This window comes from Phytopseudomonas dryadis (assembly GCF_004327355.1).
Taxonomy (GTDB): Bacteria; Pseudomonadota; Gammaproteobacteria; order Pseudomonadales; family Pseudomonadaceae; genus Aquipseudomonas; species Aquipseudomonas dryadis.
Map to the genome: position 1 here is coordinate 1 of NZ_QJUM01000048.1, position 22,970 is coordinate 22,970.

Below are 22,970 nucleotides of genomic sequence, written 5' to 3' on the forward strand. Positions count from 1 at the left end.
CCCCCCGATCGGGCCGCCCCCCGGCCGCCGATCAAGGCCCTTGTGGTCGATGACGATATCGCCATTCGCGAACTGCTCCTCGGCTATCTGGCGCGCTACGGCATCGCCAGCCAGGGGGTCAGCGACGGCGCAGGCCTGCGCGAGGCCTTGCGGACCGGCAGTTTCGACATCGTCGTGCTCGACCTGATGCTGCCCGGCGAGGATGGCCTGTCGCTGTGCCGCTGGCTGCGCGGCGAGTCCGGCATCCCGATCCTCATGCTGACCGCCCGCGGCGAGCCGGCCGACCGCGTCATCGGTCTCGAACTGGGGGCGGACGACTACATGGCCAAGCCCTTCGAGCCCCGCGAACTGGTCGCGCGCATCCAGTCGATCCTGCGGCGCGTGCGTGACGGTGGTGAGGCGCTGCTGTGCGACCGGGTCCGCTTCGACGGCTGGCAGCTGGATGGCGCCCTGCGCCAGCTGCGCAGGCCGGATGGCCTGCTGGTGCCGCTGTCCAATGCCGAGTACCGCCTGCTCTGGGTCTTCCTGCAGCGGCCACGTCGGGTACTCAGTCGCGAACAGCTGCTCGATGCCGCGCGGGGGCGCTCGGTCGAAGCCTTCGACCGCAGCATCGACCTGCTGGTCTCGCGCCTGCGGCAGAAGCTGGGTGACGATCCGCGCGCGCCGACGCTGCTCAAGACGGTGCGTGGCGAAGGCTACCTGTTCGATGCGCGGGACATTCACTGATGCGTCGCTTCGATACCCTGTTCGTGCGCTTGTTCGCGGTGTTCATGGGAACCATCGTGCTCGCCCATGTGCTGGCCTTCACCTGGTTCAGCCAGTACGGCCATCCACCGCCGCCTCCGCCACCGCCGCCCGAGCAGGGGGCCGGCATGGCGCCCCCCGGCCCGCCGCCGGACGAGTCCTGGCTGCCGCCGTTTCTCGGCGCGCCGTTCGTGTTCCAGTTCCTGGCCCTGGTCAGTGCCGCCTGGATCGGCGCGCGTCTGCTGGCGCGCCCGGTCAGCCGCCTTGGCGAGGCGGCCCGGCTGCTCAGCGAAGAACTGGACAACCCGCCCCTGGAGGAAACCGGCCCCTACGAGGCGCGCCAGGCCGCCGCCGCCTTCAATCGCATGCAGGCGCGCATCCGCGAACAGATGCAGCAGCGTGGGCGCATGCTGGTGGCCGTCTCCCACGACCTGCGCACGCCGGTGGCGAGGCTGAAACTGCGTGTCGAGGACATCGAGTCGCCGGTGTTGCGCGAGCAATTCTCCCAGGATCTCGCCGAGATGATGGCGTTGCTGGACTCGACGCTGGCCTTCCTGCATCAGGAGAGCATGCGCGAAGCGCCGCAGCGCCTCGACCTGCAGGCGCTGGTCGAGGCCATGGCCGAGGATGCCTGCGAACGCGGCGATCGGGTGCAGGTCGAGGGCCACTGCGCGCCGATCGAGGTGCCGCCGATGGCCATGCGCACCTGCCTGAGCAACCTGCTGGAGAACGCCTTGCGCTATGCCGGCCACGCGCAGATATGCCTGGAGGACGACGCCAGCCAGGTGCGCATCCGGGTCATCGACCAGGGGCCGGGTATCGCGCAGGCGCAGCGCGAGCGGGTTTTCGAGCCCTATTTCCGGCTCGAGTCGTCGCGCAACCGAAGTTCCGGCGGCGTGGGGCTGGGGCTGTCCATCGTGCGCGAGGCGGCGCGGCGCATGGAGGCCTCGCTGTGCCTGAGCGAAACCCCGGGCGGTGGGCTGACGGTCGAGATCGTCCTGGCCCGGGACGCTATGTAAAGCGCTTGATACAAAGGCTGTATCGTCTCGACACATGCCCCCGGGAGTCTGCACGAACCGGAAAAGCGGTTTCCGGCCAGCCCACTTCCAGGGAGGCGTCTCCATGAGCATTAGCGGCGTAAGCGGCTATTCCAGCTACGCCAGTGGCCTCAACGCATTGAGATCACTGACGGGCAGCAGCACTACCACGACCGAGAACAATCCACTCAAGCAGTTGTTCAGCCTGCTGGACAGCGATTCCAGCGGCAGCATCAGCAGCAGCGAACTGACAGTATCGCTGTCGTCGGCGAGCAGCAGCGATGACAGCCAGAACACCTACGACATCGATTCGCTGCTGAGCCTGCTCGATGCCAATAGCGATGGCAGTATCGGGCTCGACGAACTGGGTGAAGCCATGGCGGCGGGCGGCGGGCAGATGCCGCCGCCACCGCCTCCGGCCGGGGCGTCATCCACCGATGCCAGCGCGTTGCTCAGTGCCCTCGACAGCAACGGCGACGGCGTGGTCAGCAGCGACGAGCTGGCCAGCGCCGCCAGTGCCGCCGGCGTCCAAGGCAGCAGCGAGCTGTTCGCCCTGCTCGACGGCGACGAGGACGGTTCGATCAACGCTGACGAGCTGAACAGCGCCCTGCAGGCCAGCGCACCGCCGCCACCACCGCCCGGCATGCACAGCAGCCAGCAAGCCGGCAGCGACAGTTCCACAGCCAGCAGTAACGGCTATGACCAGTTGGTGCAGGCGTTGCTCAAGCAGTACCAGAATGTCGCCAGCTACCAGCAGAGTACCGGTAGCCTGCTCGATATCGCCGCCTGAGCCTGCCGACCGGCGTCCGCCCGGGCGCCGGTGCAGGGCTTTCCTTCAGCTCGATCCCGCCCCGCAGCATGACGGCCGGCATGCGGCTATCGGCGCTCGCGCGGCGGGTACTCAGCGGCGGGCGCCACGCACCCCTTCGGCCAACTGGCGGCACAGGGTCAGCACGCCGTCGATGGCCTGCTGGTCGTTTTCCGCCTTGGCGATGTGGTCGATCAGCGCCGAGCCGACCACCACGCCGTCGGCCAGGCGGGCGATGGTCGCCGCGTGTTCCGGAGTGCGGATGCCGAAGCCGATGCTGATCGGCAGGTCGGTATGGCGACGCAGGCGCGCGACCGCTTCCTGGACGTGTTCCAGGGTCGCCGAACCGGCGCCGGTGACGCCGGCCACGGAGACGTAGTAGACGAAACCGGAGCTGCCATCGAGTACGGTGGGCAGGCGCTTGTCGTCGGTGGTCGGGGTGGTCAGGCGGATGAAGTCGATGCCGGCGGCCTGGGCCGGGTCGCACAGGTCGACGTTATGTTCCGGTGGCAGGTCGACCACGATCAGGCCGTCGACGCCCGCCTCCTTGGCGTCGGCGATGAAGCGCTCGACGCCGTACTTGTGGATCGGGTTGAAGTAACCCATCAGCACCAGCGGCGTGGCCTGCTCCTGCTGGCGGAATTCGCGAACCATCTGCAGGGTCTTGGCCAGGTTCTGCCTGGCCGCCAGGGCGCGGATGTTGGCCAGCTGGATGGCCGGGCCGTCGGCCATCGGGTCGGTGAACGGCATGCCCAGCTCGATCACGTCGGCGCCGGCGGCCGGCAGGCCCTTGAGAATCGCCAGGGAAGCGTCGTAGTTCGGGTCGCCGGCGGTGACGAAGGTCACCAGGGCGGCGCGGTTCTGTTGTTTCAGCTCGGCGAAGCGCGTCTGCAGGCGGCTCATAGGTGTTCTTCCTGTTCGTCGTAGTGGTGCATGACGGTCTGCATGTCCTTGTCGCCGCGGCCCGAGAGGTTGACCACCATCAGGTGATCCCTGGGCAGGGTCGGGGCGCGCTTGAATACTTCGGCCAGGGCATGGGCGCTTTCCAGGGCCGGGATGATGCCTTCCAGGCGGCAGCATTGGTGGAAGGCGGCCAGCGCTTCCTTGTCGGTGATCGAGGTGTACTCGACGCGGCCGATGTCGAACAACCAGGCGTGTTCCGGGCCGATGCCGGGGTAGTCGAGGCCGGCGGAAATCGAGTGGGCGTCGATGATCTGGCCGTCGTCGTCCTGCAGCAGGAAGGTGCGGTTGCCGTGCAGCACGCCCGGTACGCCGCCGTTGAGGCTGGCTGCGTGCTGGCCGGTCTCGATGCCGTGGCCGGCGGCTTCGACGCCGATGATCCGTACCGACTCGTCGTCGAGGAACGGGTGGAACAGGCCCATGGCGTTGGAGCCGCCACCGATGCAGGCGACCAGGCTGTCCGGCAGGCGGCCTTCCTGGGCTTGCAGCTGGTCGCGGGTTTCCTTGCCGATGACGGCCTGGAAGTCGCGCACCATCGCCGGATAAGGGTGCGGCCCGGCCACGGTGCCGATGATGTAGAAGGTGCTGTCGACGTTGGTCACCCAGTCGCGCAGGGCTTCGTTCATCGCATCCTTGAGGGTGCCGGTGCCGGCGGTGACCGGGATCACCTCGGCGCCGAGCAGGCGCATGCGGAAGACGTTGGCCTGCTGCCGCTCGATGTCGGTGGTGCCCATGTAGATCACGCACTGCAGGCCGAAGCGCGCGGCGACGGTGGCGGTGGCCACGCCATGCATGCCGGCGCCGGTCTCGGCGATGATGCGTTGCTTGCCCATGCGCCTGGCCAGGAGGATCTGGCCGATGCAGTTGTTGATCTTGTGCGCGCCGGTATGATTCAGCTCTTCGCGCTTGAGGTAGATCTTTGCCCCACCGCAGTGCTCGGTCAGGCGCTCGGCGAAGTACAGCGGGCTCGGACGGCCGACGTAGTCGCGCTGGAAGTAGGCCAGCTCCCTGGCGAATTCGGGGTCCTGCTTGGCCTTTTCGTATTCGGCGGCCAGGTCGTGGATCAGCGGCATCAGCGTCTCGGCGACGTACTGGCCGCCGAACGCACCGAACAGGCCGGTGGCGTCGGGGCCGTTGCGCAATGAAGTCATGGGATTCTCCTGTGAGTTCGAGGGCCAGTGCTGGCCTCAAGCAAGACTGCGATGGGAGGCAGACTAACCGTGCGGCGGCGCCGGGAAAAGCGATTAGTTGGAAACTTATCGTGATTAAAAGTCACATATGAGGATTGCGTCGTCTTCGTGGACGGCAGGGAAGAAGAGGAGCGCATTGCACTTCTTCTGTTCAAAAATGCGCGTAGCTGTGAGACGGTCGATGGCAACATCGGCGTGCCTAACAGATGATGACGTGATCTTTATTCACAGGTAACGGATCGGAGGCAGGATGAAAACAGGATGGGTGTGGATATTCCCAGGTATCGGGGCGCTCTTGCTGGTGATCGCGATCGGCATTCAGGTCAACCGTATCGTCGGCGAGGCGCGGATGGCGCCGGCCCAGGGCTCCGTGGTGGACATCGAGGGAGGCTGCCCGACGGTTTCCTTCGTCACCCAGGACGGTACCCTGGGCGAGTACCACAGCAACACCTGCAGCCATCCGCCGGCCTTCGCCATCGGTGAGCGGGTTGCGCTGTATTACGACCCGCAGGATCCGCAGCGCGCGCATATCGACAGCTTCGGCCAGAACTGGGCGGGCAGCTTGATCGTGGGAGGCATCGGCCTGGTGTTCCTGCTGATCGGCCTGGCCATCGTCCTGCCACCGCTGTTCGGCAAGCGTCGCAGCGTACAGCTGCTGGCGACCGGTACGCCAGTGCAGGCGGAGGTGGTGGATGTGGAGCTCAACGAGACGCTGACCATCAATGGCCGCAATCCCTACCGCATCGTCGCCCAGTGGCTGAACCCGCAGACCAACAAGCTGCATGTGTTCCGCAGCGCCAACCTGTGGTTCGATCCGGGTCCCTACATCAGCGACTCCCAGGTGACGGTGATGATCGACCCGAACAAGCCCAGGCGCTACAGCATGGACATCCGCTTCCTGCCCGAGCTGGTCGACTGAGATGGCCCAGGAGCTGCCCTCGCTCAATGCCCTGCACGCCTTCGAGGCGGCGGCGCGGCTGCTCAGCGTCAGTCGCGCCGCGGATGAACTGCATGTCACCCATGGCGCCGTGAGCCGGCAGATCCGCAATCTGGAAGAGCAGCTCGGCCTGGCGCTGTTCAGCAAGGACGGGCGCGGCCTCAAGCTCACCGACGCGGGGCTGCGTCTGCGTGACGTCAGTGGCGAAACCTTCGAGCGCCTGCGCCAGGTCTGTGTCGAACTCAAGCGGCAGAACGCCGATGCGCCCTTCGTCCTCGGTTGCCCCGGCAGCCTGCTGGCGCGCTGGTTCATTCCGCGTCTGGATCGGCTCAACCGGGCCTTGCCCGACCTGCACCTGCAGCTGTCCACCAGCCACGGCGAGCCGGACCCGCGCAGCCCCCAGGTCGATGCCACCCTGCTGTACGCCGAGCCGCCCTGGCCGGCGGACATGCGCGTCTTCGAACTGGCCCGCGAGTCGATCGGCCCGGTGCTCAGCCCGCGTTACGTGCGTTTCGCCGAGCTGCACGCGGCCGCCCCCCAGGCGCTGCTGCACGAGGCCTTGCTGCACACCACCTCGCGCCCTCAGGCCTGGCCGCAGTGGGGCGATGCGATAGGCCTGGCGTCCGGGGCGTTGCAGCTTGGCCAGGGCTTCGAGCATCTGTATTACCTGCTCGAAGCGGCCAGCGCCGGTCTGGGCGTGGCCATCGCGCCACGGCAACTGGTGGCCGATGACCTGGCCGCGGGGCGTCTGGTGGCGCCCTGGGGGTTCGTCGAGACCGAGGCGCGCCTGGCCCTCTGGGTGCCCGGGCAGCGCAGCGATCAGCGGGCCGAGCGGTTGGCGCACTGGCTCGGTTCGGAGCTGGAGCGGGGCGCTGGAATGAATGCCCGGACGGCAGATCCTGATGCCCGGCTTGCCACATCCTGAGCGGGTCGTGCTGGTTCGGGGGCGGCAACGGCATCGAACGCGGTTCCTGACCCCATCCCTTTTCATTGGCCAGTGTCCAGGCGCACTGGCCGTTGCCTGATTGACGAGACCCGCATGAGCACTTTTCCCGACGATATCGACCTGCAGGCCTTCTGGGACGACAGCGACTACGCCCGCAAGAACATCACCGACGCAGCGCCCGGCGATACGCTGATAGCCGAGCTCGAAGCCGAGCTCGGCTATCGCCTGCCGCCGTCCTACGTGACCTTCATGCGACGTCACAACGGCGGCACACCGCACAAGTGCTGCTTCCCCACCGAGACGCCGACATCCTGGGCCGACGATCATGTGGCGATCACCAGCTTCCCCAGCATCGGCCGCGACAAGATCTACTCCCTCGGCGGCCAGCTCGGCAGCCGCTTCATGGTGCAGGAATGGGGCTATCCGGATATCGGCGTGTACATCTGCGACTGCCCCTCGGCCGGCCATGACATGGTCGCCCTCGACTACCGCCACTGCGGCCCGCAGGGCGAACCCCGGGTGGTGCACGTCGATCAGGAAGACGACTACCGCATCACCTTCCTGGCCAGGGATTTCGAGAGCTTCGTGCGCGGGCTGGTGGATGAGCAACACTTCGACACCTCGGAGGAAGACTTCGAAGAGGAACGGCTGCGGGTGACCGACGGCGAATTCTCCGAAACCCTCGCGTCCTTGCTGCAGGGTTTCGAGCCTTTTTCACGAATCGACCAGGCCATGCGTGCCATCGCCCTCAGACTGCTCGAGGAAAAGCGCTGCTTCGCCCTGCATGCCGATCCGCTGTCATACCTGCTCTACGACATGCAGTTCTGGCTTTATCAGTACCGCCAGCGCATCGATCGACGCCGGGACTACCTCGATGCCTACCCGGCACTGATCGCCTTGGCGGGCGGTGGCTTCAGCACCGGTGGCTACGCCCCGGGCTTCGTCGAGGACTGGTTCGAGCGCCGCGTCGACGAGCGCCTGTTGATCGAAAGCAGGCATGGCATCGTGTTCAGCGAGGCACACAAGGCGTGGATGCTCGAACAGTTGCAGGCGTTTCTCGGCTGAAAGGGCGATAAGTCGGTGGGTCCACGTTCCTGCGCGGCCGACCCATCCAGCCCTGCCGTTTCGTAGTTTTCGCCGGCGATCGGATCGAGCGCATCGGCAACCGCTCGCTGAGGCATGACTCGAAAGCCTGAACTTTTATCGCGCCGTCCGGGACTGATTGATTAAGGGTACTCACCCATGAGCATTCATCAGGCCGGGAGGCGATATGTCGGATCACCACACCTACAAGAAGGTCGAGCTGGTTGGCTCGTCCACGTCCAGTATCGAAGAAGCCATCAGCAATGCCCTGGCCGAGGCCAGCAAGAGCATTCGCAATCTGGAATGGTTCGAGATCACCGAAACCCGCGGGCACATCGCCAACGGTGCGGTGGCGCACTATCAGGTCACGCTGAAGGTCGGCTTCCGGGTCGCCAACAGCTGATTGCTGCCATGAATGTCGGCATTCGCCTTGTCATAACGGCGATGCGCGGCTTTCATTGACTCGGGCGGCGTACAGATGCCCGGTTTTTTCACTGGTAACGAGGGAGCGTTTGCGATGAGAAAAGTGTTGTTTGCCCTAGGCCTCATGGCGCTGGCCGGTTCGGCTTTCGCGGCAAAAGATTGTGAAGAACTGAAGTCCGAGATCGATGCGAAGATCCAGGCCAACGGCGTTGCCTCCTACACCCTTGAGATCGTCGACAAGGGCAGCGTGACCGACAGGCAGGTGGTCGGCAGCTGTGGTGGCGGCACCAAGGATATCGTCTACCAGCGCAATTGATTCCGCTGCTCCAACAGCCGGCCATAGCCCAATGCTGATCAGATAAGGCTTTTGTAGGAGCAAGAGCGGCAAACCGCCGCCCGTGTAGGAGCGTCGACCTCGGCGCGATGTGATGGTGGGCATGCTGCAAAAATCGCGATATGGCCACGATTCGCCGCGAGGTCGCGGCTCCTGCAGGGCCAGGGCAAACCGCCGTTTTGCGAGCCAAATGCTTAACTGACCGGCATCAGGCCATAGCCGGCTTTTTCACGCCTGTGGCGCAAGCGCATGACGGATCTCTCGAGTGCTCTGCCCTGGCTCATCAGGCTGCTTTTGGCGTAGAGTAAGACCTACTGTTTTACTCGGGTATGTCGCGACGCCGCCAGGCGTCGAGGCTATCCACTGCCAAGGTTGATCGCCATGACTGCTCTCGCAACGCTTCCGCTTTCCGTTCTCGATCTGGCGCCGGTCCGCGACACCGGCAGCCCGCAGCAGGCCCTGCACAATTCCCTGGCCCTGGCCAGGCATGTGGAAAGCCTCGGCTTTCAGCGCTTCTGGGTGGCCGAGCACCACAACATGGATGGCATCGCCAGTTCCGCCACCGCGGTGTTGCTGGGCTATCTGGCGGCCGGCACCTCGAGTATCCGCCTCGGTTCCGGCGGGGTGATGCTGCCCAACCATGCGCCGCTGGTGATCGCCGAGCAGTTCGGCACCCTGGCCACCTTGTACCCGGGGCGTATCGAACTGGGCCTGGGCCGCGCGCCCGGCGCCGATCAGTTCACCGCCCATGCGTTGCGCCGCGAGCGTTCCGGCAGCGCCGACGATTTCCCCCAGGACGTCGCCGAGCTGCAGCGCTACCTGGGCCCGCGTACACCGGATCAGCGGGTCATCGCCATGCCCGGTACGGGGACCAACGTGCCGATCTGGCTGCTCGGCTCCAGCCTGTTCAGCGCCCAGCTTGCCGGTGAGTGGGGCCTGCCTTACGCCTTCGCCTCGCATTTCGCGCCGCGCTACATGCACGAGGCGATTCGGGTCTACCGCAACGCCTTCAAGCCGTCGGCGGTGCTCGACAAGCCCTATGTGATGCTCGGCGTGCCGCTGCTGGCGGCCGACACCGACGAGCAGGCCGAATACCTGGCCACCTCCGCCTATCAGCGCATCCTCGCCCTTATCCGTGGTCAGAGCCTGGTGCAGCGTCCGCCGGTAGCGTCCATGGACGGCCTGTGGCTGCCCCACGAGCGCGATGCCGTCGGCAGCTTCCTCGGCATGGCGGTGATTGGCGGCCCACAGAAGGTACGCGCGCGTCTGGAGGTCCTGCTGGAACAGACCGCCGCCGACGAATTGATCTTCACCTGCGATCTTTACGATTTCGATGACCGCCGGCACGCATTCGACATCCTCGCCGGATTGCGCTGACGAAATCGTACGAACTTGTCCGCCCGCCGTCTCTCTGAACTCTGTACCCCTCATCAACAGGAGCACTCAGATGAAGAAGACAGCATCGGCCCACTGGCAGGGCGGCATCAAGGACGGCAAAGGCACCATCTCCACCCAGAGTGGTGCCCTGGCGAACCAGCCTTACGGCTTCAATACCCGTTTCGAAGGCGCGCCCGGCACCAACCCGGAAGAGCTGATCGGCGCCGCCCATGCGGGCTGTTTCTCCATGGCCCTGTCCAAGGAGCTGGGCGAGGCAGGCATGACCGCCGAGAGCATCGACACCCAGGCCGAAGTGACCCTGGACAAGCAGGATGGCGGCTTCGCCATCACCGCGGTGCACCTGTCGCTGAAAGCCAGGGTGCCGGGCGCCGACCGGGCGGCTTTTGAAAAAGCCGTGGAAACCGCCAAGACCGGTTGCCCCGTGTCCAAGGTGCTGAACGCCGAAATCACCCTGGAAGTGGTGCTGGAAGCCTGACGCAGCGAGCATTTCCGCCGCCCCTCTTCCTGGCAAGCGGCGCGGCCGTATCCCGTGTTCGACACGCCGGGTTGGCATCCAGCCTGGCGTGGCTCGTGCGCGAGCCTCAGAACGTCCCGCAACGCAGGTTCTTGCCACGGGCCAGCACGTTGCGCTCGGCATCGTAGAGAATGGCCTGGCCGCGCATCACCAGCGAACGTGCCTCGACACGGTAGCGCTGGCCGGCCGCGAAATGGTCGTACTGGATACGGATGTCGCAGGTCATCTGCCGCGGTTCCGACATGAAGGCGCCGCCACCGCCGCCGCTCACTTCGAACTGATAGCGCATGTCCAGCTCATGGGCACCCGGGGTGACCTGGAAGTAACGGCCGTCGTTGACGCGTTCGCGATCCAGGCGGTCGGCCATCAGCAAGTCTATGCCGCTGCCCTTGAGGTCGATCCAGGCCTTGTCGGGATCGGCCTGTGGCAGCGGCGATGCGCAGGCACCGAGCAGGAGCAGGCTGACGAGCAGGGCGAACGGGCGCATGGCGTTCTCCGGAAAGGCGCTGCACGAGCATGATTGCTGCGCAAGAATAGGAAGGTTAGCTTAGCGGCATGGTCAATCGCTGCGTATTCTCTATTGTCGACTCTGTCCGCTGGCGCTGGGTTCCGCTGCTGGCGCTGATGCTGCTGGCCGGCTGCAGCACCGTCGATTACTACGCCCAACTGGCCCAGGGACAGTTGCAGTTGTTGCGCGCACGCACGCCGATAGAAACGCTGCTGCAGGATCCGGCCACCAATGCCGGATTGCGCCAACGCCTGGCACTGGCGCAGCAGGCGCGTGATTTCGCCAGTACCCGGCTGAGCCTGCCCGATAATCGCAGCTACCGGTTGTATGCCGACCTGCGGCGCCCCTTCGTGGTCTGGAACCTGTTCGCCACGCCGGAGTTCTCCCTGCAGCCGCAACTGCACTGTTTTCCCATTGCCGGGTGCGTGGCCTATCGCGGTTTCTACGATCAGGGTCGCGCCCGCGGGGCGGCGGCGCTGCTCGCGGAGCAGGGCCTGGATACCTACCTGGGCGGTGTCGAGGCCTACTCGACCCTGGGCTGGTTCGACGACCCGATCCTCAACACCATGCTGCGCTGGAGCGATGAGCGTCTGGTCGCGGTGATCTTCCACGAGCTGGCGCACCAGCAGTACTACCTGGCCGGCGACACCGCCTTCAATGAGTCCTACGCCACCTTCGTCGAGCAGCAAGGGCTGCGCCAATGGCGCGCCGCCCAGGGTCTGCCGGTGCCCGCGGCAACGGCCGCACAGCCGCGCGAGCAGTTCAGCGAACTGGTGCTGGCCAGCCGCGCACGCCTGGAAACCCTGTATGCCCGCGACCTCGATGCCACGGCGATGCGCGCCGCCAAGCAGGCCGAATTCGCGCGCCTGCGCCACGAGTACCAGGAGCTGCGCAGGCGCGAGTGGGGCGGCACGGGCTTCTACGACGGCTGGATCAACGGGCCACTGAACAACGCCAGGTTGCTGCCCTTCGGCCTGTATGATCGCTGGGTACCGGCGTTCGCCAGTCTGTTCCGCGAGGTCGAAGGCGACTGGCCGGCGTTCTACCGGCGGGTCGCCGAGCTGGGCGCCTTGTCCGCCGACGAGCGACTGACACAACTGCAGGCGCTGGCCGTTGTCCGAGAGGAACGAAGTAGGCACAACACAGAGGATGGGTCGCGATGAAAGGGTGGATGATGGTGATACTGGTGTTTGGCCTGATGGGCAGCAACGCCTGGGCCGCACCCAAGTCGTGCGAGGAGCTCAAGAAGGAGATCGAAGTGAAGATCCAGGCCGCGGGGGTGGCCAGCTACACCCTGGAGATCGTGCCGAACGAGGAGGTCGAGGACGACAATATGGTGGTCGGCAGCTGCGAGAACGGCAGCAAGAAGATCATCTACCAGCGTAATGACCTGACCGGCTCGAGCATGATGTAACTGGGGCGACTAAGGCCCTTGTGTGAAGCCGCTGCACGGCGCCGGGCAGATGCCTAATGCCAGTCAGTTAAGCATTGGGTCCGCAAAACGGCGGTTTGCCCTGACTCTGTAGGAGCCGCGACCCCGCGGCGATTGCTGGCCGCACCACGGATTTTGCGGGATGGCCGCCATCGCATCGCGCCGAGGTCGACGCTCCTACACGGGTGGCGGTTTGCCGCTCTTCTGGGCGCCTACAAAAACCTTATCTGATCTGCATTAGGCAGATGCTCGCCTTTCAGCCGGCGAAGGCCTGGTGCAACTGCGCCAGGGTCTGCACGTGATAGGCCGGCTTTTCGCCGCTGAGCTCTTCCAGGCTGCCGAAGCCGTACCCCACCGCCACGGCCTGCAGGCCATTGCTGTGGGCGCCGATCAGATCGTGCTTGCGGTCGCCGATCATCAGGGTCGTGGCCGGCTCCAGAGCTTCCTGCTGTAGCAGGTGGCGGATCAGTTCGACCTTGTTGGTGCGGGTGCCATCCAGTTCGCTGCCGTAGATCGCCTTGAAGTAGCGGGCGAAGTCGAAATGGCGGGCGATTTCGGTGGCGAACAGCGTCGGTTTGCTGGTGGCGATGTACAGCGTGCGGCCTTGCGCCTGCAGCAGCTGCAGCAACTCGACGACGCCCTCGAACAGCAGGTTCTCGTACAGGCCGACCTCGCGAAACCGCACCCGGTAGTGGTGCACCGCCTCCCAGGCGCGGGCCTCGGGGAAGTCGTAGGTATGCATGAAGCATTGCAGCAGCGGCGGGCCGATGAAGTGCTCCAGCGCCTGCAGGTCGGGTTCATCGATGCCCAGTTGCGCCAGGGCGTACTGGACCGAACGGGTGATGCCTTCACGCGGGTCGGTGAGGGTGCCATCGAGGTCGAAGAGAAGGGTGCGGTGCTGCATGGCGGTGGCGTCCGGTCGCTCGAGTCGGCGCGGATTGTCCCGCGCCCAGGGCGACCAGGCAACGTCAGCGCCTTGTTCAGGTCGCCAGCGGGCGATAGATCCAGCGCAGGCTCAGGCGGGTCAGTGGCCAGATCAGCGCCAGCATGAGCAGGCCGAACAGCAAGGCCCAGAATGACGCGCCGTCTGCGCCGCTGAACAGGATGACCACGAGGAGCACGCCCAGGCCCACGGCGACGACCAGCCATAGTGCCAGGCACAGCAGCGCGCTCGCCAGCAGGCGTCCGAGAGCGAGCCGGTTCAGCAGCGGTGGCAGGGCATGCCAGGCGGCGAGCAGCGCCACCAGCCCATACAGCAGGCCGGCCCCGCTGCCGACGGCATGCAGCCATTCCATGTCGTAGGGGCGGATGACCTTCTCCGGCAGCAGCGACAGCAGTTTCAGGTAAGCCACGCTGAAGGTCAGGGCGAAGGCCAGCGCCAGCTCCCCCCGGGCGATCGCGCTGGCCCGGGTATCGACCCGGGCCGTGCGCCGCGTCAGATGCAGGCTCAGCCACAGCGGCAGCAGCGACGTCAGGAGGAAATACAGCAGGTGCAGCGGCTGCATCAGCAACGCCGGGGAGAGGATGTGATCGGACGTGTAGATCCATGACAGCAGTTGGCCGAGTACCTGGTTGTGCAACAGGCCGACCAGCAACGAGGCGACGAGATAGAAGCCGGCGTAGAGGCCGATGACCTGCGCCGGCCGGGGAAACCGCGCCAGGCCGTGATGTTGCAGGTAGTGGCGGCTGAGCAGCAAGGCACTGACGGCATCGAGCAGCAGCGCGTAGAGCCAGAAGGGCACGATGAAATGGAGGTTATCCAGGTAAGCCTGCAGGCGATCGGGTTCCAGGGTGTACAAGGTGACGCCGAAGTTGATCAGCAGGCCCAGCAGGCAGCAGAGCAGGGCCGTGAGCATCAGCCACAGGGGCAGATTCGATGCCGGGCTTGGCGCGGGCGCGGGGCTGTCGTCCGGGAGGGTGATGGCATAGGGGTTGGCGTGCATAGGGCGAATCCATTCTCTGTGGCGCGTCGGGATCGCTGCAGGATAAACCGGCCGACCCGCTCGCGGCTGTGATCGGTGCACAACTCTCGCGCAGTCGGGCATGGCGTCGATGTGCGCGCCGCTCGATGCCAGGACCCTGAACCTCAACAATGTGCTGGACAAGAAGCACTACGCCTCGCTGACCGGGAATGGCGTGTACGGCGCGCCGCGTAGTGCGCTGCTGAGCCCTTGCCGATGCAGCTCCGACGAGCGCTCGGCGCCGAGCAAATGAAACATCTTGTTTCATTTGTGCCGACAAGCGGTCGCCAGATTTGGGTGGGCTCATTCGTCTTGCTAGTAGGAATCGAGAGTTTTCCTGTTCAGCCATGAATCGCCCGGCGCCATCGGCAGGCGCGGTGCGGTTCCCATGTTTCATCCTGTGCGCCTGCCCGGTGCCTGTCGCCGCCTGATCGGCCCGGGCATGCCGCGGCAGGGGTCTCTATGCTCAGGCAGAGGTCGAGCCCGTCATGACGTTTTTCCCCTTCTCCCTGCGCCGGCGCTGGCTGCTCGCCGCGGTTGCGCTCGTGCCGGTGCTTGCCTTCGCCTGGCTGAACGCCGAACCGGCGCCGGCCTATGAAACGGTCACGGTGGGCCGTGGCGACGTGGAGGCCACGGTGGTCGCCATCGGCACGCTGCAGCCGCGTCATTCGGTGGATGTCGGTGCCCAGGTGTCGGGGCAGATCATGCGTCTGCACGTGGAGCCGGGCGACCGGGTGGAAAAGGGCCAACTGCTCGCCGAGATCGATGCCAGCCTGCACGAGGCCACGGTCGAGGCGGATCGCGCCGCTCTCGACGGCCTGCACGCTCAACTGGAGGAACAGCAGGCGCAGTTGCTGCTGGCGCGTCAGCAGCATGAGCGCCAGTTGCACCTGGCCAGGCTCGATGCCACCCGTGAAGAGGACGTGCAGACCGCTGCCGCCGGCTACAAGTCGGCCAAGGCGCGGCTGGACAACCTGCGGGCGAAAATCGCCGAGAGTCAGGCGTTGCTCAAGCGCAACGAGGCGCAACTGAGCTACACCCGGATCTACGCGCCGATCGCCGGTTCCGTGCTGGGCGTCGATGTGAAGGAGGGGCAGACCCTCAATGCCACCTACCAGACGCCCACGGTGATGCGCATCGCCGACCTGCGCAGCATGACCGGCTGGACGCGGGTGTCCGAGGCCGACATCCGCCGGGTCAAGGCCGGACTGCCGCTGTATTTCACCACCCTGGGCGGTGACGAGCGTCGCTGGCACAGCACGGTGCGCCAGGTGCTGCCGGCGCCGCCGGTGACGGCCACGCAGAGCGAGACGAGCAACACCAGCAGCGAACCGGAAAAGGTGGTGCAGTACACCGTGCTGTTCGAGGTGGACAACGACGACGGTGAGCTGATGCCGCAGATGACCGCCCAGGTGGTGTTCGTCACGGCTTCGGCGCACAACGTGCTCACTGCGCCGCTGGACGCGCTGCAAGGCAGGCCGGGTCATTTCCAGGTGCGCATCCTGGCGCAAGGCGGGCAGCCGGAACTGCGCACGGTAAAGGTCGGTGCCCGGGATCGCCAAGTGGCGGAAATCGTCGATGGCCTGAGCGAAGGCGAGCGGCTGGTCACCGGTGAAGTCCAGGCCGAGCCCGGGATGTCGAGGTTCCAGTGGTAGCACCGCTGATCGAACTGCAGGGGATCCGGCGTACCTATGGCGGCGAGGGCGGTGCTCCGGCGGTGGATGTGCTGCGCGGCGTCGGCCTGTCGATCCGGGCCGGCGAGTTCGTCGCCATCGTCGGCACCTCGGGGTCGGGCAAGTCGACCCTGATGAACATCCTCGGCTGCCTGGATCGCCCCAGCGCCGGCCGCTATCGCTTCGCCGGCGAAGACGTCGCCGCCTTCGATGCCGATCAACTGGCCTGGCTGCGCCGCGAGGCCTTCGGCTTCGTGTTCCAGGGCTATCATCTGATCGCTACCGAGTCGGCGCGGGAAAACGTCGAAGTGCCGGCGGTCTACGCGGGCATGCCGGCCGGGCAACGCCGCGAACGGGCTTGCGCGCTGTTGCGCCGGCTGGGCCTCGACGAGCGCCTGGAACACCGGCCCAATCAGCTCTCCGGCGGCCAGCAGCAGCGGGTATCGATCGCCCGGGCGCTGATGAACGGCGGCCGCATCATCCTCGCCGACGAGCCCACCGGCGCTCTCGACAGCCGCAGCGGCAAGGAGGTCATGGCGCTGTTGCACGAGCTGGCCGACGCCGGCCATACCATCATCCTCATCACCCATGACCGCGATGTGGCCGCGCAGGCGCGTCGGGTCATCGAGATCCGTGACGGCGAGATCGTCAGCGACAGTGGCGTGGTGTTGCCAGCCACTGCCTTGCCGACGCCGGACATGAGCCAGGCCGGACGCGAGCAGGGCGTGTCCTTCTTCGGCGAGCTGGACGAGATGCTGCGCGGCGCCTGGCGCGTCTTGCTGATCAATCGTTTTCGCACGGCGCTGACCCTGCTCGGCATCGTCATCGGTGTGGCCTCGGTGATCGTCATGCTGGCCATCGGTGAGGGCGCCAAGCAGAAGGTGGTCGCCGAAATGGGCGTGATGGGCGCCAACATGATGTACATCTCCAGCGATGTGCCGCGCGCCGGTGGCCCCATCGGCGTGCTCACGCTGGATGATTTCGAGGCCATCGCCCAGTTGCGCGAAGTGGCGCGGGTGATGCCCATACTGCGCGACCCGGCGCTGATCCGTCATGGCCAGCAGGCCGTGCAGACCGAGGTGCTGGGCGTGGGCGAGCACCTGCCGCAGATCCACCACTGGCCGGTGGCGCGCGGGCGCTTCTTCAGCGCCGCGGAGAACGAGGAGATCGCCCCGCTGGCGGTACTCGGCCATGGGGTCTACCAGAGCCTTTTTCCGGAGGGCAGCGACCCGCTGGGCACGATCATCCTGATCAACAGCTCGCCCTTCGAGGTGATCGGGGTGATGAGCGAGAAGGGCAGCGACGCCGGCGGCAACTACCCGGACGAGCAGGTGCTGGTGCCGCATCGCACGGGCGTGGTGCGGGTGTTCCCGAAGTTGCGCGACGAGAGCTATGGGGGGATCGAAGTGAAAAGCAGCGACCTGGTCACGTCGGCGCAGGATGCCCTCGAGGAACTGATGCTGCAGCGTCATGGGCGCAAGGATTTTCGCGTGTACAACTCAGCCGCCAAGCTGCAGGCCGAAGCCAAGACGCGCCAGAGCATGACCTTGATGCTCGGCCTGATCGCGGCGGTATCGCTGGTGGTGGGCGGCATCGGCGTGATGAACGTGATGCTGATGACGGTACGCGAGCGCACGCGCGAGATCGGTATCCGCATGGCCACCGGCGCGCGACAGCGCGACATCCTGCGTCAGTTCCTCACCGAGTCGGTGCTGGTCACCCTGGTCGGCGGCAGCGTCGGCGTGGCCTGCGGTTTGTTGTTCGGCGCATTGCTGATCGTCTGGGACGTGCCGCTGGTGTTCTCGCTGTCGGCCATGCTGCTGGCCTTCGCCTGTTCGGTGGCCACCGGCCTGCTGTTCGGTTACCTGCCGGCCAGAACCGCCGCACAGCTCGACCCCGTGGTGGCGCTGGCGCAATGACAGGCATTCAGATGAACCGCCATCTGCTTCCCTGGCTGCTCGGTGCGCTGCTCGTGAGCGGCTGCGCGAACAGGCTGGAAGCCCCGGCAAACCTGCCCACGCCGCCCGAACGGTGGCGCAACGCGTCGGCGATATCCGGTGAACGTCCCACGGCCGACTGGTGGCGCGCTTTCGCCAGCCCGGCGCTGGATCGGCTGCAGCAGCAGGCGCTGGCCAATAACCAGGATCTGGCGGCGGCACTGGCGCGTCTGCGGCAGGCCGAAGCGAGCGCACGTCTGGCAGGCGCGTCCCTGTTGCCGAGGCTCGATGGCAACCTGGGCGCCAGCCGCGAGGCGCGTCTTGGCGGCAATCCCGATACCGATGGCAACAGCTACAGCGCCGGCGTCGCCGCCAGCTATGAAGTGGACCTGTGGGGGCGCCTGCGCGCGAGCCGGGACAGCGCCCTGTTCGCCGTGCAGGCCAGCCGCTTCGACCGCGACGCCCTGCGGGTGACCCTGACCGCCGGCGTCGCTTCCGCCTGGTTGCAGAGCGTCGGCCTGGGCGAGCGTCAGCGTATCGCCCGACTCAATCTGGAAAACGCCGAGCGCGTGCTGGCCACCGTCGCCGCCCGTCAGGGCGCGGGGGCTTCGACCGCGCTCGAACTGGCCCAGCAACGCGGCGTGGTCGCCCTGCAACGGCGCTTCCTGGCATCCATCGGGCAGCAGCGTGAAGACAGCCTGGCGACCCTGGCCGTGCTGCTCGGCCAGCGGGTGGATGAGTTGTCGGGCGAAACGCCCCGCCTCGCCGACCTGCCCATGCCCGGATTGAGCGCCGGCATCCCCAGCGCGCTGCTGCTGCAGCGCCCGGATCTGGCCCGGGCGGAGGCCAGCCTGGCCGCTGCCGATGCCAACGTGCAGGCGGCGCGCGCGGCGCTGCTGCCGCGCCTGAGCCTGACCGCCGGTGTCGGTGGCGAAGCCAACAGGGCATCGCGGATATTCAGCAATCCGTTGTATTCGCTGGCGGCGGCGCTGACCGCGCCGATCTTCGACGGCGGCAGCCTGGCGGCGGGCCGTGACCTGGCCATGGCCGAGCGCGAGGAATTGCTCGCCGATTACCGGGCCACCCTGGTCGGCGCCTTCGCCGAAGTGGAAGTGGCGCTCAACGGCCTGAGCGGAACCCAGGCGCAACTGCAGGCGCAGAACGAGGTGCTGGCCCAGGCCGAACTGGCCTTCCGCCTGGCCGAGTCACGCTACCGCGCCGGCGCCGAGACCCTGCTCACCCTGCTCGATACCCAGCGCAGCCTGTACAGCGCCCAGGACGAGGCCGCGCAGCTGCGGCTGTTGCGTCTGCAGGCCAGTGTCGACCTGGCGCGCGCCCTCGGTGGTGGCTGGCGCGCAGAGACAGAGGGCGTGCAGGCGCCCTGATCCATTGCCTCATTGGTACTGTTCCAGTTCCTCCAGCAGGTCTGCGCGCAGGCGTGCGGTGTCGACCAGCAGAGCCGCCTGGCGGGTACCTGAAAGACATCATTGGTGGCGCGGTATCGTTCGGATGGCCGTCGATGAATGTCTGCAGCGGCAGGGCGACGACATGGGCTCGCGAGCGTGCGTTCGGCATTGCGCATGGGGCCAGACAGGCAGAGGGCATACCGCTGCCAAGAGCCACGAGGCCGAGACGGTCGCCGCTCGGGTCGATCGCCTCGGCAGCGCCGTGCCCCCTGCCGCCCTGGCGCAAGGTGACGGCGAGCACGAGCAGACCGCGCGGCTGTTCGAGCTGAGCGTGCAGTGGGTGCTCGCCAATCCGCAGCCGATCGCCCTGGCCGCCTCGAGCTACCAGCGCTGAACGGGCGCCCCTACGGGCAGCCCGCGAGCAGCCGGTTCAGTCGTTGGGCCAGCGGCGCGCGGGCCTTGCGGGTCTTGAACACGCCGGGGACATGCAGCAGCATGCCGGCCCAGCGGTATGCCCGGGCTTTGCGGTCGACGGACAGCAGGTAGTCGCGCAGGTCCAGCGCCGATTCGCGGTGGTACGCCCAGAGCAGGTGGCTCTTGTAGGTCAGCGCATAGTAGGCCTCCCCTGGCCAGTCCAGCTCGTGGCGGGCACGGTAGCCGCACGGGCCGCAGATCAGGGCGCCGAGCGTATGGCCGTAGTGCTGGCGCAGGTAGCGCGAGTGGCACCAGTCCTCTGCCTGGTAGCCCTCGGGTAGATCGTGCAGCGCCCGTCGCGGATCGCCATGCAGGCCCTGGAAGTACAGGGCCATGTGCTGGAAATGGCCGTCACGGCTGGGGCGCAGCTGGTACTCGAAGGCGGCGTGGGCCTGGAACAGCGGTACATCCAGCTTGCGCCGGATGACCCGCGCCTCGGCGAACTCGAACAGCGCTTCGCGGCTACAGCGGGGGCAGCGCACCGCCAACTGGTAGGGCATCGGGTTCCATTCGTAGAGGCCGGTCACGGGCGTTCCTCGATCAGTTGCGCATAGGCTTCGGCTTCCAGCTCGCCACAGGGCGAAATCTCCGTACCCGCTTCGTTGAGCAGCCGCATGCGCTGTTGTTCGCCGCCCACCGCCGCCCCGCCGTCGAGGCCGAGCAGAAGGGTGTAGAGGGTGTCGCCGAGGACCTGGTCGAGCAATTCCAGCAATAGCCCCGTCTGCTCCGACGACAGCTCCAGCGCCTGCAACTTTGCCGTGGCCGCCCGGCCGCTGTCGGGGCGCAGCAGACTCAGGACCTGTGCGACCTTTTCCCGTTGCCAGCAGGCGACCAGGCGCCTGGCGTCCTGCGCTGCGTCCTCTTCGGGCAGTGCGCTGGCCAGGCCACCGATCAGGTCGCGCTCGGCGAACACCGCTGCCCAGGTCGGCGTCGGCTCACCCTCGTGCACGCGCAGCACGGCGTCCTCGCCGCGCCGTTTCCAGGCGATGTGGAAGCCTTCGGCGAGCCGCTCGCTGGCCCGCTGCTGCAGTTCGGCTCCGTCGAGGTCATGGGCCGCAAGGCACTCGACGCCGCAGTAATGCACCAGGCGCCAACGGCGCGGTGCGTGTTGTGCGTGCCAATCGCCCAGGGCCGTGAGGATTTCGTCGTGATTGGAGGCCGTCTTCATGGCAGGCGTGGGCTGTCGTCGAAGTGGTTGGCGGCGTGGCCCCCGACCGCGGCGTAAGCGAGGATCAGGCGCTCGCCCTGGCGGCGCAAGCGGACCTCGCAGGTACCGTGCTCGGCGAACAGCAGCACACCACCGTAGACCGTTTCCGGGCCAAGACCTCCCGCGGGTACCTGCTCTCCAGCGCCCACATAGAGGCAGCCGGAACGAATCTGCAGGCGGGCTACCAGCGCATCACCCGGCTCTTGGCCAAGGCCACGATGCACCTCCAGCTCATGATTGCCGTCACGGCCGAGGCCGACGAAGAGCACATGGCCGGCGTTGATCTCCGCCAGCTCGTCTTCGCTGATCGACCACCAGTCCGCCGTATCGTCAATGCGGTGGGCCAGAGCGGCTGGATCGAAGATCGCCAGGGTGGCGGTATCGGTGCTGAAGGTCGTGCGGGCGTATGCATCGTACATGGAGGACGGAACTCGAGAACGGGGCCTGTGGCGCATCGTATCAGGCGCTGTGTGGGTATGGATGCGCTCGGCCAATTGCAGATGCCCAGCCTCGATGGCCTTGTCCAGCGGGCTTGGCGCAGGCCAGCAAGCGTGCCAGCAGTGCGCTGTCCTGCGCATGGCAGGCGGTGTGCAGGCTGGGTTCGAGGGCGGTGGGCATGAGCGTGTCCTGGTAGAAAACGCAGATCGGCGTTGAGTGCTGACGAGCACGTTTCACACCGGCATGAACGGCACCCGGGCATTCCAGCGCTCTCGAAAGCGTTCGCGCCAGCCCGGGCTGCCCGAATCCAGCCAGGCGAGCGTTGCCTCTGCACTGTCCTGGCTGACCTGAAAGCTGTCGATATGGTGTGTGACGGTTGCATCTGTCAGGTGCAGAAGGTCGAGATAGGCGTCGAAGCTGTTGGCCAGTACCACGAATTCGTTCCCTTGCTGACGGCGCCCCGTCCAGGCGGGAAGACCCGCAACCATGGCCACGATCTGTTGGCCACCATCACGCAGGTCGAGTAGCAACAGACTGGCGCCGCCGTCGCGGCCGATGGGAAGCAGGCCTTGCTGCGGATAGTCTGGCTGCTCGCGCAGCTGTTGCAGTTCGAAGGGGTTGCAGTCCCATTGCCGGTCGATATCCACGCCGAACAGGCTGGAGAAACTCAGCACCTCGGGCTCGCCCGAGGCAAGCATCACCGCCACGTCATATTCGGCATAGGCGCCGTTGCAATGCTGCAGGAACGCTCGGTAGTCATCGGGCAATCGTGCGTCCAGCTCGCCCTCCAGAGCGGCGATGGCATCTTCGCTGGCACTCGGGTGGGTGTCCTCCAGCAGCAGGCCACGGTAGTTCATCACTGCAATCGGTCCCTCATTCGTAAATCTTGCCGCAGTAGAGAAAGACGGCGAATCGCTGCCAAGGGTTCGCTCCAACCCAGTTCTGGCGATCACCGAACTCGCTGTCTTCGGCCCATGCCAGAGCACCTTCCAGAAAGTCTGCGAGGCTGCTATTGGCCCAATCGCTATGCGCGCCCGCACGTTCCCGGTCGCTGGCGGCGCGGCGGTCTTCCAGCAGGGCCCTGACAAACTCCAGAAAGCTGGCCTGGTCATGCACAGCCTGCAGATGGTCGTGCGGATTCATGTTCATTCGCTCTTGTACCCTGTCATCGGCGGATAAACGTTCAGGTCACTTCGCCGTAGCGGTTTTCTGAACCATTCATCGATGGCATGTTGCACGTCGGGCCATGTCCGGAAGTGATCCGAACTACCTACCCGACAGAGCTTTGGTATTACGCCCTCGCGACTTGTTCAGACGCAAATCGCCTTCGACCTTGGTGACTCTGCCATATTCGTCAAGGTGATAGGTATAGCCACTCCAGGTAACCAAGCGAGAGGGCTTGATGTGCAGCCCTTGTCCTGAGCCACTGGTTTGGATCGTGTCCCTGGAAATGGTGTAACTGAACCAACCGAAGGCGCCCTACGGGCGAGAGAGGTGGGTCATCGTGGTTCTTGGCTAACGTTGAGTTTGCGAAGACCTAACGAGCACCAGGGAAACCAC

27 protein-coding genes are annotated in these 22,970 nt (G+C 66.2%); 17 read left to right on the forward strand and 10 right to left on the reverse strand.

Annotated elements, in window-relative coordinates:
• Nucleotides 1-30 precede the first annotated feature (30 nt).
• The 3 genes from DNK34_RS24515 to xopAW all read left to right on the forward strand — a co-directional run bounded on the left by DNK34_RS24515 (nucleotide 31) and on the right by xopAW (nucleotide 2,571).
• Nucleotides 31-726 carry a response regulator gene (locus tag DNK34_RS24515; RefSeq protein WP_131199539.1) on the forward strand — a complete coding sequence of 232 codons (696 nt, stop codon included), beginning with the start codon at nucleotides 31-33 and terminating at the stop codon, nucleotides 724-726.
• Nucleotides 726-1,763 (forward strand): sensor histidine kinase, encoded by a 1,038-nt coding sequence (locus DNK34_RS24520; RefSeq protein ID WP_411269340.1) that lies wholly within the window; start codon nucleotides 726-728, stop codon nucleotides 1,761-1,763. Before DNK34_RS24515 ends, DNK34_RS24520 begins: the two co-directional genes overlap by 1 nt.
• 103 nt (nucleotides 1,764-1,866) lie before the next feature.
• Nucleotides 1,867-2,571: an EF-hand domain-containing protein gene (gene xopAW / locus DNK34_RS24525; RefSeq protein ID WP_131177904.1), complete on the forward strand. Its 705-nt coding sequence runs from the start codon at nucleotides 1,867-1,869 to the stop codon at nucleotides 2,569-2,571.
• Nucleotides 2,572-2,682: 111 nt separating this feature from the next.
• Here the strand turns inward: xopAW and trpA are convergent, their stop codons facing one another.
• Both trpA and trpB read right to left on the reverse strand, forming a co-directional pair.
• Nucleotides 2,683-3,492 carry a tryptophan synthase subunit alpha gene (gene trpA, locus DNK34_RS24530; RefSeq protein WP_131177903.1) on the reverse strand — a complete coding sequence of 270 codons (810 nt, stop codon included), beginning with the start codon at nucleotides 3,490-3,492 and terminating at the stop codon, nucleotides 2,683-2,685.
• Nucleotides 3,489-4,700, reverse strand: coding sequence for a tryptophan synthase subunit beta (trpB, locus tag DNK34_RS24535; protein ID WP_131177902.1), 1,212 nt, complete (start codon nucleotides 4,698-4,700; stop codon nucleotides 3,489-3,491). Before trpB ends, trpA begins: the two co-directional genes overlap by 4 nt.
• A gap of 289 nt (nucleotides 4,701-4,989) precedes the next feature.
• On the opposite strand from trpB, the gene DNK34_RS24540 reads away from it, so the two are divergent.
• From DNK34_RS24540 to DNK34_RS24570, 7 genes are all read left to right on the forward strand, one after another.
• Nucleotides 4,990-5,658 carry a DUF3592 domain-containing protein gene (locus DNK34_RS24540; RefSeq protein WP_131177901.1) on the forward strand — a complete coding sequence of 223 codons (669 nt, stop codon included), beginning with the start codon at nucleotides 4,990-4,992 and terminating at the stop codon, nucleotides 5,656-5,658.
• A 1-nt stretch (nucleotide 5,659) separates the two neighbouring features.
• Complete coding sequence (locus tag DNK34_RS24545) at nucleotides 5,660-6,601, forward strand: LysR family transcriptional regulator (protein ID WP_131177900.1); 942 nt, start codon at nucleotides 5,660-5,662, stop codon at nucleotides 6,599-6,601.
• 114 nt (nucleotides 6,602-6,715) lie between these two features.
• The gene (locus DNK34_RS24550; RefSeq protein WP_131177899.1) at nucleotides 6,716-7,687 is read left to right on the forward strand and encodes an SMI1/KNR4 family protein; all 972 of its coding nucleotides are present in this window, start codon (nucleotides 6,716-6,718) and stop codon (nucleotides 7,685-7,687) included.
• A 205-nt stretch (nucleotides 7,688-7,892) separates the two neighbouring features.
• Nucleotides 7,893-8,108, forward strand: a complete 216-nt coding sequence (locus DNK34_RS24555) for a dodecin (protein ID WP_131177898.1) — start codon at nucleotides 7,893-7,895, stop codon at nucleotides 8,106-8,108.
• Nucleotides 8,109-8,222: 114 nt separating this feature from the next.
• Nucleotides 8,223-8,444: a DUF1161 domain-containing protein gene (locus tag DNK34_RS24560; protein WP_131177897.1), complete on the forward strand. Its 222-nt coding sequence runs from the start codon at nucleotides 8,223-8,225 to the stop codon at nucleotides 8,442-8,444.
• Nucleotides 8,445-8,843: 399 nt separating this feature from the next.
• Nucleotides 8,844-9,839, forward strand: coding sequence for an LLM class flavin-dependent oxidoreductase (locus tag DNK34_RS24565; RefSeq protein ID WP_131177896.1), 996 nt, complete (start codon nucleotides 8,844-8,846; stop codon nucleotides 9,837-9,839).
• Between the two features lie 70 nt (nucleotides 9,840-9,909).
• Nucleotides 9,910-10,335: an OsmC family protein gene (locus DNK34_RS24570; RefSeq protein WP_131177895.1), complete on the forward strand. Its 426-nt coding sequence runs from the start codon at nucleotides 9,910-9,912 to the stop codon at nucleotides 10,333-10,335.
• Between the two features lie 106 nt (nucleotides 10,336-10,441).
• On the opposite strand, the gene DNK34_RS24575 is transcribed toward DNK34_RS24570, so the two are convergent.
• Nucleotides 10,442-10,861 carry a PA0061/PA0062 family lipoprotein gene (locus tag DNK34_RS24575; RefSeq protein WP_131177894.1) on the reverse strand — a complete coding sequence of 140 codons (420 nt, stop codon included), beginning with the start codon at nucleotides 10,859-10,861 and terminating at the stop codon, nucleotides 10,442-10,444.
• A gap of 68 nt (nucleotides 10,862-10,929) precedes the next feature.
• On the opposite strand from DNK34_RS24575, the gene DNK34_RS24580 reads away from it, so the two are divergent.
• Complete coding sequence (locus DNK34_RS24580) at nucleotides 10,930-12,045, forward strand: aminopeptidase (RefSeq protein WP_131177893.1); 1,116 nt, start codon at nucleotides 10,930-10,932, stop codon at nucleotides 12,043-12,045.
• Nucleotides 12,046-12,053: 8 nt separating this feature from the next.
• Nucleotides 12,054-12,296, forward strand: coding sequence for a DUF1161 domain-containing protein (locus DNK34_RS24585; protein ID WP_131177907.1), 243 nt, complete (start codon nucleotides 12,054-12,056; stop codon nucleotides 12,294-12,296).
• Between the two features lie 274 nt (nucleotides 12,297-12,570).
• Here the strand turns inward: DNK34_RS24585 and DNK34_RS24590 are convergent, their stop codons facing one another.
• Both DNK34_RS24590 and DNK34_RS24595 read right to left on the reverse strand, forming a co-directional pair.
• Nucleotides 12,571-13,218, reverse strand: coding sequence for an HAD family hydrolase (locus DNK34_RS24590; protein ID WP_131177892.1), 648 nt, complete (start codon nucleotides 13,216-13,218; stop codon nucleotides 12,571-12,573).
• A gap of 76 nt (nucleotides 13,219-13,294) precedes the next feature.
• On the reverse strand, nucleotides 13,295-14,257 hold the full coding sequence (locus DNK34_RS24595; protein WP_131177891.1) for a hypothetical protein: 963 nt from the start codon (nucleotides 14,255-14,257) through the stop codon (nucleotides 13,295-13,297).
• A gap of 100 nt (nucleotides 14,258-14,357) precedes the next feature.
• Between DNK34_RS24595 and DNK34_RS25530 the strand changes: the two genes are divergently transcribed.
• The 5 genes from DNK34_RS25530 (at nucleotide 14,358) to DNK34_RS25905 (ending at nucleotide 19,685) form a co-directional block, all read left to right on the forward strand.
• Nucleotides 14,358-14,528: a hypothetical protein gene (locus DNK34_RS25530; protein WP_165497358.1), complete on the forward strand. Its 171-nt coding sequence runs from the start codon at nucleotides 14,358-14,360 to the stop codon at nucleotides 14,526-14,528.
• Nucleotides 14,529-14,763: 235 nt separating this feature from the next.
• A complete protein-coding gene (locus DNK34_RS24600; RefSeq protein ID WP_131177890.1) occupies nucleotides 14,764-15,930 on the forward strand; it encodes an efflux RND transporter periplasmic adaptor subunit in 1,167 nt (388 codons plus the stop codon).
• On the forward strand, nucleotides 15,924-17,867 hold the full coding sequence (locus tag DNK34_RS24605; RefSeq protein WP_131177889.1) for a MacB family efflux pump subunit: 1,944 nt from the start codon (nucleotides 15,924-15,926) through the stop codon (nucleotides 17,865-17,867). The genes DNK34_RS24600 and DNK34_RS24605 overlap by 7 nt, the downstream gene beginning before the upstream one ends.
• Nucleotides 17,868-17,878: 11 nt before the next feature.
• The gene (locus tag DNK34_RS24610) at nucleotides 17,879-19,270 is read left to right on the forward strand and encodes an efflux transporter outer membrane subunit (protein ID WP_131177888.1); all 1,392 of its coding nucleotides are present in this window, start codon (nucleotides 17,879-17,881) and stop codon (nucleotides 19,268-19,270) included.
• Nucleotides 19,271-19,553: 283 nt separating this feature from the next.
• Nucleotides 19,554-19,685, forward strand: a complete 132-nt coding sequence (locus tag DNK34_RS25905) for a hypothetical protein (protein WP_278248896.1) — start codon at nucleotides 19,554-19,556, stop codon at nucleotides 19,683-19,685.
• Nucleotides 19,686-19,695: 10 nt separating this feature from the next.
• On the opposite strand, the gene DNK34_RS24615 is transcribed toward DNK34_RS25905, so the two are convergent.
• From DNK34_RS24615 to DNK34_RS24635, 5 genes are all read right to left on the reverse strand, one after another.
• The gene (locus tag DNK34_RS24615; protein WP_131177887.1) at nucleotides 19,696-20,292 is read right to left on the reverse strand and encodes a hypothetical protein; all 597 of its coding nucleotides are present in this window, start codon (nucleotides 20,290-20,292) and stop codon (nucleotides 19,696-19,698) included.
• On the reverse strand, nucleotides 20,289-20,933 hold the full coding sequence (locus DNK34_RS24620) for a hypothetical protein (protein ID WP_131177886.1): 645 nt from the start codon (nucleotides 20,931-20,933) through the stop codon (nucleotides 20,289-20,291). The genes DNK34_RS24615 and DNK34_RS24620 overlap by 4 nt, the downstream gene beginning before the upstream one ends.
• Nucleotides 20,930-21,391: a DUF6386 family protein gene (locus DNK34_RS24625; RefSeq protein WP_131177885.1), complete on the reverse strand. Its 462-nt coding sequence runs from the start codon at nucleotides 21,389-21,391 to the stop codon at nucleotides 20,930-20,932. Before DNK34_RS24625 ends, DNK34_RS24620 begins: the two co-directional genes overlap by 4 nt.
• 252 nt (nucleotides 21,392-21,643) lie before the next feature.
• The gene (locus tag DNK34_RS24630; RefSeq protein ID WP_208738451.1) at nucleotides 21,644-22,267 is read right to left on the reverse strand and encodes an SMI1/KNR4 family protein; all 624 of its coding nucleotides are present in this window, start codon (nucleotides 22,265-22,267) and stop codon (nucleotides 21,644-21,646) included.
• Between the two features lie 16 nt (nucleotides 22,268-22,283).
• Nucleotides 22,284-22,553 (reverse strand): DUF7660 family protein, encoded by a 270-nt coding sequence (locus DNK34_RS24635; protein WP_131177883.1) that lies wholly within the window; start codon nucleotides 22,551-22,553, stop codon nucleotides 22,284-22,286.
• Nucleotides 22,554-22,970 lie beyond the last annotated feature (417 nt).

Excerpts from the sequence above, each read along its gene's own strand:
- trpA (WP_131177903.1), bottom strand. The coding sequence starts at position 3,492 with ATGAGCCGCCTGCAGACGCGCTTCGCCGAGCTGAAACAACAGAACCGC.
- DNK34_RS24630 (WP_208738451.1), bottom strand. The coding sequence starts at position 22,267 with ATGAACTACCGTGGCCTGCTGCTGGAGGACACCCACCCGAGTGCCAGC.
- xopAW (WP_131177904.1), top strand. The coding sequence starts at position 1,867 with ATGAGCATTAGCGGCGTAAGCGGCTATTCCAGCTACGCCAGTGGCCTC.
- DNK34_RS24520 (WP_411269340.1), top strand. The coding sequence starts at position 726 with ATGCGTCGCTTCGATACCCTGTTCGTGCGCTTGTTCGCGGTGTTCATG.
- DNK34_RS24635 (WP_131177883.1), bottom strand. The coding sequence starts at position 22,553 with ATGAATCCGCACGACCATCTGCAGGCTGTGCATGACCAGGCCAGCTTT.
- DNK34_RS24610 (WP_131177888.1), top strand. The coding sequence starts at position 17,879 with ATGAACCGCCATCTGCTTCCCTGGCTGCTCGGTGCGCTGCTCGTGAGC.
- DNK34_RS24625 (WP_131177885.1), bottom strand. The coding sequence starts at position 21,391 with ATGTACGATGCATACGCCCGCACGACCTTCAGCACCGATACCGCCACC.
- DNK34_RS24565 (WP_131177896.1), top strand. The coding sequence starts at position 8,844 with ATGACTGCTCTCGCAACGCTTCCGCTTTCCGTTCTCGATCTGGCGCCG.
- DNK34_RS24590 (WP_131177892.1), bottom strand. The coding sequence starts at position 13,218 with ATGCAGCACCGCACCCTTCTCTTCGACCTCGATGGCACCCTCACCGAC.
- DNK34_RS25530 (WP_165497358.1), top strand. The coding sequence starts at position 14,358 with ATGGCGTCGATGTGCGCGCCGCTCGATGCCAGGACCCTGAACCTCAAC.
- DNK34_RS24575 (WP_131177894.1), bottom strand. The coding sequence starts at position 10,861 with ATGCGCCCGTTCGCCCTGCTCGTCAGCCTGCTCCTGCTCGGTGCCTGC.
- DNK34_RS24570 (WP_131177895.1), top strand. The coding sequence starts at position 9,910 with ATGAAGAAGACAGCATCGGCCCACTGGCAGGGCGGCATCAAGGACGGC.
- DNK34_RS24595 (WP_131177891.1), bottom strand. The coding sequence starts at position 14,257 with ATGCACGCCAACCCCTATGCCATCACCCTCCCGGACGACAGCCCCGCG.
- DNK34_RS24580 (WP_131177893.1), top strand. The coding sequence starts at position 10,930 with ATGGTCAATCGCTGCGTATTCTCTATTGTCGACTCTGTCCGCTGGCGC.
- DNK34_RS24560 (WP_131177897.1), top strand. The coding sequence starts at position 8,223 with ATGAGAAAAGTGTTGTTTGCCCTAGGCCTCATGGCGCTGGCCGGTTCG.
- DNK34_RS24540 (WP_131177901.1), top strand. The coding sequence starts at position 4,990 with ATGAAAACAGGATGGGTGTGGATATTCCCAGGTATCGGGGCGCTCTTG.
- trpB (WP_131177902.1), bottom strand. The coding sequence starts at position 4,700 with ATGACTTCATTGCGCAACGGCCCCGACGCCACCGGCCTGTTCGGTGCG.
- DNK34_RS24550 (WP_131177899.1), top strand. The coding sequence starts at position 6,716 with ATGAGCACTTTTCCCGACGATATCGACCTGCAGGCCTTCTGGGACGAC.
- DNK34_RS24585 (WP_131177907.1), top strand. The coding sequence starts at position 12,054 with ATGATGGTGATACTGGTGTTTGGCCTGATGGGCAGCAACGCCTGGGCC.
- DNK34_RS24555 (WP_131177898.1), top strand. The coding sequence starts at position 7,893 with ATGTCGGATCACCACACCTACAAGAAGGTCGAGCTGGTTGGCTCGTCC.
- DNK34_RS24600 (WP_131177890.1), top strand. The coding sequence starts at position 14,764 with ATGACGTTTTTCCCCTTCTCCCTGCGCCGGCGCTGGCTGCTCGCCGCG.
- DNK34_RS24545 (WP_131177900.1), top strand. The coding sequence starts at position 5,660 with ATGGCCCAGGAGCTGCCCTCGCTCAATGCCCTGCACGCCTTCGAGGCG.
- DNK34_RS24620 (WP_131177886.1), bottom strand. The coding sequence starts at position 20,933 with ATGAAGACGGCCTCCAATCACGACGAAATCCTCACGGCCCTGGGCGAT.